The organism is Streptomyces sp. NTH33, assembly GCF_003236365.1.
Taxonomy (GTDB): Bacteria; Actinomycetota; Actinomycetes; order Streptomycetales; family Streptomycetaceae; genus Streptomyces.
Genome location: NZ_POTZ01000239.1, coordinates 1 through 10,964, shown reverse-complemented (window position 1 = coordinate 10,964; position 10,964 = coordinate 1). Strand labels below are relative to the sequence as shown.

At 70.2% G+C, this 10,964-nt stretch carries 8 protein-coding genes and 1 pseudogene; 1 reads left to right on the top strand and 8 read right to left on the bottom strand.

The features are described 5' to 3' along the window. The first annotated feature begins 143 nt into the window (after positions 1-143). Positions 144-1,631, top strand: coding sequence for a multicopper oxidase family protein (locus tag C1I97_RS21920; RefSeq protein WP_111004920.1), 1,488 nt, complete (start codon positions 144-146; stop codon positions 1,629-1,631). A 267-nt stretch (positions 1,632-1,898) separates the two neighbouring features. On the opposite strand, the pseudogene C1I97_RS21915 reads toward C1I97_RS21920, so the two are convergent. The 8 genes and pseudogenes from C1I97_RS21915 to C1I97_RS21885 all read right to left on the bottom strand — a co-directional run bounded on the left by C1I97_RS21915 (position 1,899) and on the right by C1I97_RS21885 (position 10,451). Then, a pseudogene (locus C1I97_RS21915) lies at positions 1,899-3,096 on the bottom strand (globin domain-containing protein). A 626-nt stretch (positions 3,097-3,722) separates the two neighbouring features. Further along, a complete protein-coding gene (locus C1I97_RS21910) occupies positions 3,723-4,283 on the bottom strand; it encodes a DivIVA domain-containing protein (RefSeq protein ID WP_146608261.1) in 561 nt (186 codons plus the stop codon). 10 nt (positions 4,284-4,293) lie between these two features. Next, entirely contained in the window at positions 4,294-5,400 is a 1,107-nt protein-coding gene (locus C1I97_RS21905) for a globin domain-containing protein (RefSeq protein ID WP_181446852.1), read from the bottom strand. A gap of 66 nt (positions 5,401-5,466) precedes the next feature. After that, positions 5,467-5,880 carry a globin family protein gene (locus C1I97_RS21900; protein WP_181446851.1) on the bottom strand — a complete coding sequence of 138 codons (414 nt, stop codon included), beginning with the start codon at positions 5,878-5,880 and terminating at the stop codon, positions 5,467-5,469. 666 nt (positions 5,881-6,546) lie between these two features. After that, positions 6,547-7,491 (bottom strand): HesA/MoeB/ThiF family protein, encoded by a 945-nt coding sequence (locus C1I97_RS21895; protein ID WP_181446850.1) that lies wholly within the window; start codon positions 7,489-7,491, stop codon positions 6,547-6,549. After that, positions 7,488-7,667: a hypothetical protein gene (locus C1I97_RS40055; RefSeq protein ID WP_181446849.1), complete on the bottom strand. Its 180-nt coding sequence runs from the start codon at positions 7,665-7,667 to the stop codon at positions 7,488-7,490. Before C1I97_RS40055 ends, C1I97_RS21895 begins: the two co-directional genes overlap by 4 nt. Positions 7,668-8,103: 436 nt before the next feature. Next, positions 8,104-8,949 carry a hypothetical protein gene (locus C1I97_RS21890; RefSeq protein WP_111004915.1) on the bottom strand — a complete coding sequence of 282 codons (846 nt, stop codon included), beginning with the start codon at positions 8,947-8,949 and terminating at the stop codon, positions 8,104-8,106. A 161-nt stretch (positions 8,950-9,110) separates the two neighbouring features. Further along, positions 9,111-10,451: a dicarboxylate/amino acid:cation symporter gene (locus tag C1I97_RS21885; RefSeq protein WP_111004914.1), complete on the bottom strand. Its 1,341-nt coding sequence runs from the start codon at positions 10,449-10,451 to the stop codon at positions 9,111-9,113. Between the last annotated feature and the right edge of the window lie 513 nt (positions 10,452-10,964).

Genomic DNA, 10,964 nt, shown 5'->3' with positions numbered 1-10,964 from the left:
GGCCTGGCCCGGGGATGAATTCTCGATGTCGCTTGCCGATACCGCGGAGGCGGACACTGGTCGCAAAGGGGGGTGAACTCCGGGACCGATGCTTGTTCGGGTCCTGACCAGGACCCGGACCAGGACCAGGAAGGGAGCAGGCCGTGCAGATCACCCGTCGCGATGTCCTCAAGCTCGGTGGCCTGGCTCTGCTGACCGGGGGCGGCGCCAGGCCGGCCCCCGCCTCCGCCCACGCCTCCACGGCGCCGTCCGTCTTGCCCGATGCCACGGGCAAGGCGGATTACACGGTGCGGATCGCGACCGGACTCGTCGAGCTCGCGCCGGACACGATCGTGTCCACCACGACGTACAACGGGCGGTTCCCCGGTCCCCTGCTGCGGTTCACCGAGGGCCGCACGGTCGTGGTCGACGTCCACAACGACACCGGCACCCCCGAGCTGCTGCACTGGCATGGCCAGCGGGTTCCCGCCGAAGTGGACGGGGCCGCGGAGGAGGGCACCCCGTACATCCCCGCGCACGGGATGCGGCGCCTGTCGTTCACGCCCGGACCGGCCGGTTTCCGCTTCTACCACACCCATGTGGCAGCACATGACGACCTGACCCTGGGTACCTACACCGGTCAGGCAGGCCCGGTCTACATCGAGCCGAAAGCCCACCCCGGCGCCTACGACCAGGAGGTCTTCCTGGTGCTGAAGGAGTTCGGGCCCGCCTTCAGCCGGGGCGGGGACATGGCCCAGGACTTCCTGGCCGGCTCCGAGGTGCCGGGCCTGAAGCGCAGGGGTGAGAGGGCGATGGCCGACTCGCTGGCACGGGGAATGCCGCACGGCTACGAGGTCGGCTACACCGCCTTCAGTGTCAACGGCCGCAAACTGGGCCACGGCCCGCCGATCAGGGTCAAGTCCGGTCAGCGCGTGCTGTTCCACGTCCTCAACGCCAGCGCCACCGAGATCCGCAGCCTGGCCCTGCCCGGACACACCTTCAAAGTGGTCGCCCTCGACGGCAACCCGGTACCCCGCCCCGCCGACGTGCCGGTGCTGTGGATCGGCACCGCCGAACGCGTCTCGGCCCTGGTGGAGATGAACCATCCGGGCGTGTGGGTCCTGGGGGACCTGTCCGACGACGACCGGAAGAACGGCATGGGCACGGTGGTGGAGTACGCCGGCCGCGGCGGTTCCCCCCGATGGACCGCACCGCCCACATCCACCTGGGACTACCGCGCCTTCGCCCGTGCGGGTGCCACCGGCCGGCGGCCCGACCGCACCTTCGACCTGCTGGTGGAGAAACGCAACGCCGCCGACAGGGGATTCAACATCTGGGCCCTCAACGGCGTGCCCTTCTCCATGGCCACCGACAAGCCGGTGCTGGACCTCGACCGCGGCAGGCGCTACCGGATGCGGTTCCGCAACGCCACCGACGACATCCATCCCCTCCACCTGCACCGCCACACCTTCGAAGTCACCCACATCGCCGGCACCCCCACCCACGGCCTGCACAAGGACGTCGTCATGCTCGGCGGCTACCAGGCCCTCGACTTCGACTTCACCGCCGACCAGCCGGGGCTGTCCCTGTTCCACTGCCACCAGCAGCTCCACATGGACTACGGGTTCATGATCCTGCTGCGCCGCTCCTGACCCGGGCCGCTCGCCCGGCGGCGAACGGGACGAGTTCCCGCAGGACGAGTGGGGGTTCCACCCGCAACCCGGCCGAAGAGTTCGTACGCACCCCGCCGCCCGGGCAAGACGAGGCAAGGGGCCGTGAGTGGCGGGGCCATGCCCTGGTGCCGGCGCGGGACGGGTGGGTGGACGACGCGATCCGGATACCGGGGCGGATGTGGCCGCGGGCCGGTGCCTCGTGCAGAACGCGGAAGAGTCGTGGTCGTGGTCTCGTGGCCACGACGGTCAGTCCAGGTCGGCCTGCCACAGGTCGGGGCCGAAGACCTCGTACTGGATGTCGTGCGGGGCGACCCCGTGCTCGATCAGCCGGCTCCGTACGGCCTGGCCCGCACAGGTAGTAAAGGGCATTGTCCGGGATGCCGGCGGCGGTCGGGTCCATCAGTCCTTCGAAGACCCCGTCCACCGGTTCGAGGCTGTGCGCGTCCTTTTCGTACCAGACGTACATCCGCGCGTTCCGCAGCGCCAGCACGTCGTTGACCACTTGCCGCCGCAGCGGGAAGGACGCCTCGTCGAGGTCGGCGTGGAGAACGGTGATCGACAGCCCGGAGTCGGCCGCGACCAGGTGCGACAGCATGCCCGCCATGGGGGAGATCCCGATGCCCGCGCTGGCGAAGACCACCGGCCGTCCCGAGTCGTCGAGCACCACGTCGCCGTACGGCAGCGACAGCGTCAGGACGTCGCCCACTCCGACGGAGTCGTGCAGCAGCGCCGACATCTCGCCGTCGGGGTCGCCGGCCTCGCCGCGCACCCGCTTCACCGAGAACTGGCGGTGCTCGCCGTCGTCGGCGCGGGTCAGGCTGTACTGGCGCGGCTGGAGCTTCCCGTCGGGCATCCGCATCCGGACGGTGACGTACTGGCCCGGCAATGAGGTCTTCACCAGGCGGTCGTCGATCCGCTCGACGACGAAGGTGACCACATCGTCGGTCTCCTTGATCCTCCGCTCCACCCGCCAGTCCCGCCAGACCGTCTCCGGCCGGACCCCGCGGGCGCTGTAGAGGCCGCGCTCCTGGTTGATCAGGGCGTTGGCCATCAGCCAGTACACCTCGTCCCAGGCCGCGGCGACCTCCTCGGTGACCGCATCGCCCAGGACGTCGCCGATCGCCCACATCAGGTGGTCGTGGACGATCCGGTACTGGTCCGGGCGGATGCCGAGCGAGGCGTGCTTGTGGGCGATCCGGCGCAGCAGTTGCTCCGGCACCCGCTCCGGTGTCTCCACCAGGGTCGTCGCGAACGCGGCCACCGAGCCGGCCAGGGCCTGCTGCTGATGACCGTGCGCTTGGTTACCGCGGTTGAAGACGCCGTCGAGGAGTTCGGGATGCGCGGAGAACATGTGCTGGTAGAAGCGCTGGGCGATCTCACCGATGCGGTCGGCGACCACAGGGAGCGTGGCGGTGATGACGGGACGGGACTTGTCGGAGAGCATGTGTCTTCCCTCCCGGGTGTCGGCGGGGACTCCTGGCCCGCCCCTGGTACCCGTCGCCTCCTGTGTGACACAGCCGGTCCGGCGAGCCGCCGAACGTCCCTGCCGTCCCCGTGCACCGGCGGTCCGATCAAGTACCAGGTAGTCGTCACCCGTTGCGGATCCGTTCTTCGGCCGCGACCGCTGTCCAGACCCGCGGAGCGAGACCGTCGCCCGCGAGACGGGAGTCTCCCGGGCCCGGCTCCACGACCGGCCGGGCCCGAGAGCCCGGATCGAACGCCTTCGAGCCCGATACCGCCCCGTCCCGGCGGCGCCGGGCGACCGCCATGGAGCGCAAACGCCAGCTGGAGGCGGAGAACCGCGAACTGCGCGAGGCACTCACGATCGCCCTTGGTGAACGGCGCAGTCGGCTGTGGAACCGGTGACGCGGAGTACGTCGCCTCCCCCTCCCCCGGTCTGCACACGGCCAGGAGGCCCTCCTCGCGGAGGAGGTGCCCTCGGGCACCTCACCTCGTGGCGTCACCGGTTCGCCCGCGTACGCGGCGGCCGCCTGCTCGTGACCGTTCCCGTGGAGCAGCTCGCCTGGTGGGCGCCCCGTGCTGGCGGCAGACCCGGTCCGGGGGTGCCGGTCAGGTGCCGTGCGGGGTGGCGGCAGTGGCCGGGGAGGAAGGGGTCTGGGCTTGTTTGGTGGCGTACTGGTCCGCGGTGGCGGTCAGTGACTGCGCGACCTGGCGCAGATAGGAGATGAGCCGCTCGGTCTCTTCCGGGTTGCCTTCGGTTTCCTCGGTGGCCTGTTCCCACCTCTGCTGCAGGATCGCCTCGGCCTGTGCCCTGGCGGCCCGCACCATGTTGCGGGCCTGTTCGCGGGCCGCGGAGACGGTCTGCTCGGCCGACTGCTGGGCGCGGGCCTGCTGCAGTACGGCGTCCACGGTCGGCACCCCGGTGGGGCCGCTGCTGTCGCCGATGTTGTTCGCCCGGATCCAGTCCCGGTGGCGCTGCATGTCCGTCCGCAGCCGGTTGTTCTCCTCCGCCAGCGCGGTCAGAGTCGCCGCGCAACGGCGCAGGGCGTCGTGCACCGCCTCCTCGTTGTAGCCGCGACGGGTCAGGGGGGCGCGGGGGAAGGTCATGGACCGCAGTGCCTCGGGCGTCACCCGGTGCTCCTCCGGATGGTGTGCTCCTGTCTCGTTCACGTGTCTCCCATCACCGAGCGTCTTCGAAATGCAGCAGGTCGTGGGGAATGCCCGCGTCCGCCAGATCGCGCACGGTCGCGGAAACCATGGCCGGCGAGCCGCAGACGTAGAAGGAGCATCCCCTCCACGCGGCGGCGCGCAGGACCGGGCCGGCGAGGCTGCGGTTGTCGAAGGTGCCGGCGTCCGCGCCGACCAGCGGCGTGACTCGAAGCCACGGGTGGGCCTGGGCCAGTTGCCTGAGCGCGGGCAGGTCGTACAGGCCGTGGGTGTCGCGTGCCCCGACGAACAGGTCCACCCGGCGCTGAGGACCGTGCTGGGCGATCTCTTCGACCAGGGCGCGCAGCGGGGCCAGGCCGGTGCCCCCGGCGATCAGCACCAGGTCCCGGCCGCGGGACGGCCGGAGCGTGAGCCTGTTGCCGACCGGGGCTCCAAGACGCAGCACGTCGCCTTGTCGCAGCCCGTACACCAGGGCCGGGCTGACCAGGCCGCCGTCGACGGCGCGCACGTGCAGCTCGACGGTCCCGTCGGCGCGCGGCGCGTTGGCCGGGGTGAAGGACCGCCAGGTGCTCGGCAGCGTCGGGACTTCCACCATCACGGACTGCCCGGCCAGGTACGCCATCGGCTGGTCCAGGCGCAGTGTGAGGACCGCGATGTCGAAGCCGCGTTGCTCATGCCGCACCACCTCGGCGTTCCACCACGCCGGATTCACCGCGCTGTCGGCGTCGGCGGCCTGGATCATGGTGTGGGCCACCAGGGTGTAGGCCTCGGTCCAGCGGCGCTGCAGTTCCGGGGTCCACGCATCGCCCAGGAAGTAGGCCAGCGTGGCCAGCAGCGCTTGCCCCACCGCCTCGTAGTGGTGCGTCACCACCTGGAACCTGCGGTGGTCGCGGCCCAGCTGCTGCAGGTAAGGAACGAGCCGGTCCGGGTCGTCCGCTTCCGCGACGATCCGGCCCAGGGCGGCGACGAGGCGGTCGCGCTGCGCCCCCATGGCCACCGGGAACATCGGCCGGACCTCCGGCGCGATGAGGAACAGGTAGGAGTAGAAGTACCGCGGCACCTCGTCCCCCGACTTGCCGACCAGGGCGAAGGAATCTCTCAGCACCTGGGAATCGCTCACGTCCGCCCTCCAGTGGCTGACATCAGGGGTGACCTCCAAACAATGGGGAGCCGGCCGGCGGCTGCCTCAGTTCGAGGCGGCTTTGCCGGCCTCGATCATGGTGCTGCTGATCACGTCGTAGACCGCCGCCCAGGACTCCTCGGCGGCCGGTGTCCACGCATCGCCCGCGTAGTGGCGCAAAGTGGCGATCAGGCTGGCCCCCACGGCCGGATAGTGCTCGGCCAGCGCGCCGTATCCCGCATGGCGCCGCCCCAGGTTCTGCAGCATGCCTGTCAGCGTGTCGGTGTTCTCCAGGTTGACCACCAGGGCGCCGAGAGCCGCCCACAGGCGGTCGCGCTGCTCGTCGAGGTGAGTGGCGAACAGGGGGCGCACACCGGGATGGTGGGCGAACAGGTGGTCGTAGAAGTACGCGGTCACCTGCGAGCCGTGGGGCTGAACAGCCGCGAAGCTGCTCCGGATCAGCGAGAGGTCTGCGGTCATGGCGGCCGACTGTAACCAGAGGCGCGCGAATCGAACAAGTTGGGTCCGGAATGAAACCGACCTGTTGGCACGCTGCCGACTTTCCCCCTCCACACACACAACCCGGCACATGTGCTGAGACTTCGTCCGGAAATCCCGGCGACCGCATCAGCTCGACGACCGGCTGCTCATGCCCCGCCCGGCCTGTTCCCAACGCGCCGAGCACACCGTAGAAGTGACCCGCACCATAAAACCCCGCCGGGGGTAGCGCCCCGGAACACCCCTGCTAACATCGACCCGGCTCAAAACCCCTCCCTCTCCCTCCGGCGCGGGAAAGCCCGGTGAACTGCGGGAGTGTCTACTCACTTCGGTGTCTTGGAGTCTGGCTGGGGCTGATCCTGGAGGCTCCCTCCAGGCACGGCGGCAGACCGGGAGGTATGAGGTACGCAAACGGCGGGCGTTGAACGCCGAAAACGCGTCCGACGCCGCAGTGCACGACTATCCCGCGCGCCGAGGACCGCGAAGCCGGCTTCCGCGGCACGCTGCTTCTCCGGCCGGCCCGGATCCGCTGCCTGCACGGACACGCGTCAGTTCGTTGCCTGCCGCCACTCGGCGCGAGCCCCCGCGCGGCCGGTCCATGATCCGGCCGGACGCGATCGGTATCAGCTCCGAAGACACCGACAGGGCCTACCTGGGCGTGCCGTGGGTGAGCGAGACGACGAACAAGACCACGATGCACAGCACGATGGCAGCGAGGACGGGCCACCCGCATCCCCGGTCGTCACCGGGCCGCCCACCCGTTCCCACGGTGGCCGATGCCGGGGAAGAGGCCACATGGCGCCAGCCGCGGCAGGCAGGGCAGGGAGGGGACGGAAAGGGGACCCGGACGTTTTGGCTGCTCAGCCCCGTGGTGGGGAAGGTGGCCCGGACGCCCGGCGAGGTGGGCGTCAGTCCGTGGAGGTAGATGGCGGTGCGCTGCGGATCGAGGATCGCCGAGCGGTCGTCGTCGGGGTGCGCCAGCGCGGTCACGACCTGCGCGGTGGCCAGGGCGACGAGCTGGATGTCCACCCGGGCGCCGCGGGCGGCCTGGGTGTCGGCCGTCGCCCGCCGGAACGCCGCCGCGCACTCGTAACAGGGCGTACGCCTGCCGGGGAGCACCCACAGGATCTCGCCGACCTCGGCGTCACGGATCCTGGGGTCCACCCAGACCGCCGGATACACCGCGGGCTTGCCCACCGCGAGGGCCACGCGGTTGACGTGGCGCTGGCACGCGGCGGAGTCGGTCGCCGCCACCACCACGTCCGCGCCGCCCACCAGCGACCGCTGCTGGTGGGCGGGCAACTCGAGAAAGTCCGCATGGTGGCCGATGGCGTCACAGGGCGGGAAGTCGCGACGGATCTTCTCGGCCAGTGCCGGGGCTTTGGGCTGTCCCAGGGCCGGAGCACCGAGTGGGTGCCGCATCAGGTTTTCCACCGCGAGCGTGTCGGGATCGACCAGCCGGAGCGGGCTGAATCCGATCCGTGCGAGCTCTTCGGCGAGAAATCCGCCGACCGCTCCCGCGCCGACGATCAGCACCGCTCCCGTACGCCGACGGTGGCGAGCCCAGACGCGGTCCTCGGGCAGATCGGTCAATCGAAGGTCCAGCGGGCCACTCGAACCGGGCGCGGCCGGGCCTGCTGGTCGCGCTGGGGGTCCTCCTCCGGCTTCAGCTCCCCGGTCTCGGCGTCGAGGAACCACTGACGCTCACTGTCGTGCGCCTGTTCTTCCGTCAGTTCGGCTTTCTGCGGGGTCTCCGGTGCTGCACCCACGAGAGTCCCTCCTTCCGGCTGCGGGCGACGGCGCGGCACCGAAGCACCGCCACGTCTCGCCCGCCCCCCTTCTGCCACCGCCCGCGCACTCGGGGCGGTGACAGAAGGGGTGCCTGGTTTCTCTGCCTCTTGCGTCTTCTTTTCTACGTTACGCGCCAGTACGGGCACCGCATCCCGGGATGCCCGGCCTGATCAGCAGAGGCAGTCGGCGGTGCGAGCCTGTGCGCGGGTTGGTGCGGGTCTCGGTGTGCTCGCCGGGCTCCGCCCCGATGAACGAGGTGGCCTCGGCCTCGATCGCGTCACCTCTCTCAACGAGCTTCGCTGTTGAGGGAAGTGCGCGATGGCCTCCCGATGGCCTGGGGTAATGCACTGATCACTGCTGCACCACTCGGCGGGACACCGTCCAAAGGCGGGCCCCGACGGCTTCCGCCCCCGGCTACCCGGATGTATCGGGGCGGGATTCATAGCGCAGGGTGTGGAAGCGGCCGGCCTGCTCACGTCCGGCGGGGTCGCCGCCCAGCGCCCGTACCGCCGCGATGGCGTACTGCTGTTCCCGGACGTCGGTGAAGCGCCGCTGCGGATAGGTGCGGGAAGGATCGACGGTCGTGCGCAGACCATGCGCCGCCAGCGTCCGCACGACCGGGTCGTACGAAACCGTCCGCAGCACGAACGCGCTGACCCACATCGGCCGTCGGACGCTGTCCAGCAGCGCGGCGAACGTCCGGGCGGTGACGTAGCTTCCGCCCCCCGTCAGCGTGATGAGGCCGGCCTCCGCGAGCGCTCGGCTCAGCCGGGGGCTGGGCGGGCCCTGCTCCAGGTCGTCGGTGAACACGGCGTCCAGGAGACCCACCGCGAGCGCGTAGTGCACGGCGGGCGCCGAGACGTCCAGTCCGATCACCGCGACCGCGTCCGGTCGGCGCCGCTGAGCGTAGAACTCCTTGTCCCAGGCGATGAGTTCCGCTGTCGACATGGTCCGGGCGGTGCGGGAGGTGTACCGCTCGTACATCTCCGCCAGCGTCACGTCGTGGTTGAGCAGCGCGGCGTTGATCCCGTACGAGCAGCACAGGTCCAGCACCACCGACTTGCGGGGGCGGCCGTCGTCGACCGCGGCCCGTTCGGCGGCGACCTGCCGGAAGACCGGCTGGGCATGGTGCGGGATCTCGTACTCCAGTGGGGCCAGCCGGCTGAAGTACGCGCGTGGGTCCGGCCGGTCGTAGATGTCGTCGAACCGCGACTTGCCGCCTGTCACACCCCCGGAACCGCCAGAGCCCGACCCGGCCATGCCGTACTCCTCCTCACAGAACCCGCCTGCACCCCCATCATGTCCGGCCTCCTTGGTCCCGGCACCTCCGCACAGGGGCGCCCGGATGCACGCGACCTCCCCGCCCTGCCGGCTGTCGGCCGGCTGGGCGGGGAGGTCGTGTGCCCGGAACGAGACGGGCGTCAGGCGGACGCCGGGGCGGCCGGCCGCGGCTCGTCGTAGACGCTCTCCACGTGGTCGGCGGCCGGGGAGGCCGAGGCGTTGTCGTACTTCGTCCGGTCCAGGATCTTCTCGCGGGCGGAGACGAGCACCGGGACGAGGGCCTGGCCCGCGACGTTGGTGGCGGTACGCATCATGTCCAGGATCGGGTCGATGGCGAGCAGCAGGCCCACGCCCTCCATCGGCAGGCCGAGGGTGGACAGGGTGAGCGTCAGCATGACGGTCGCGCCCGTCAGGCCGGCGGTGGCCGCCGAGCCGATCACCGAGACGAAGGCGATGAGCAGGTACTCCTTGATGCCGAGCTGCACGTCGAAGATCTGCGCCACGAAGATCGCGGAGATGGCCGGGTAGATGGCCGCGCAGCCGTCCATCTTGGTCGTCGCGCCGAACGGCACGGCGAAGGAGGCGTAGTCCTTGGGGACACCGAGGCGGATCGCCGACTGCTGGGTGACCGGCATGGTGCCCACCGAGGAGCGGGAGACGAACGCCAGCTGGATGGCGGGCCAGGCTCCCTTGAAGAACTGCAGCGGGTTGAGCTTGCCGACGGTGAAGAGCAGCAGCGGGTAGACACCGAACAGGACCAGGGCGCAGCCGATGTAGATGTCGGCGGTGAAGGTCGCGTAGTCGCCGAGCAGGTTCCAGCCGTACTGGACGATGGCGCGGCCGATGAGGCCCGCGGAGCCGATCGGGGCGAGCAGGATCACCCACCACAGGGCCTTTTGCAGCAGCTGGAGGATGGACTCGGAGAGGGTGAGGACCGGCTGGGCCTTCGGGCCGATCTTGAGGACCGCGATACCGGCGACGACCGCCATGAAGACGATCTGCAGGACGTTGAGCTCGGTGAACGGCGTGATGACGTCGGTCGGGATGATACCGGTGAGGAAGTCCAGCCAGCTGCCGGCGTGCTCCGGCTTGCCGCCGTCGGCCGGGGTGAGGGAGGAGCCGGAGCCCGGGTTGGAGACCAGGCCGATGACGAGGCCGATGACGACCGCGATCAGCGAGGTGATCATGAACCAGAGCAGGGTGCGGCCGGCCAGGCGGGCCGCGTTGTTGACCTTCCGCAGGTTGGTGATCGACACCATGATCGCGAAGAAGACCAGCGGAGCCACGGCCAGCTTCAGCAGCTGCACGAAGATGCCGCCCACCTTGTCGAGGGTGGTGGCGAGCCAGGACACGTCGTAGGTGCGGGCGACGAAGCCGAGGACCAGGCCGACGGCGAGGCCGAGCAGGACCTGGGCCCAGAAGGGGACGGGTATCCGGAAGCCGGACGTCGGGGGCTTCGGATCGGCGGTGTTCGCGGACACGGACACACTCCAGTAGGGACGCACGGGAAAGAGGGTTCGAGCGGGGACGTACGAGAGCGGCGCCCGTGAAGAGACGTCAACGGCGCCGCTGCATCGAAGAGTTCGCGGTCAGGCGCGACACGCCGCGGACAGGCAGCGGCAGAGGTCGACGTGCAGGCGCGCCACGAGCGGTACGCCCGTCACGACGCGGCAGACGCCCCGGGGGGCGTCTGCGCGGTACGCGGCTGCTGTCTTCACAGCCAAAACGTTAACACCTGTACTTTGAGAACATCAAAGGGAATCTTTGGATCGGGGAGAACGCCCTCTCCCTGCCCGGGGCCGGTGCGCCGCCAAGGACCGGACGGCGGCCCCGATGGGGCCGATCGGTGTGATGCCACCCATAGGAGCCAGATCACTTCCTAACGGGCGTCGTAGAGGCCGGACCGCCCCGAGCAGCACAGGAAAGCCGCATAACGCCTCATTTCGGGCATCACTCCGTATCCGGGTAGTACGTCACACCGTTGCGCCCCGCCC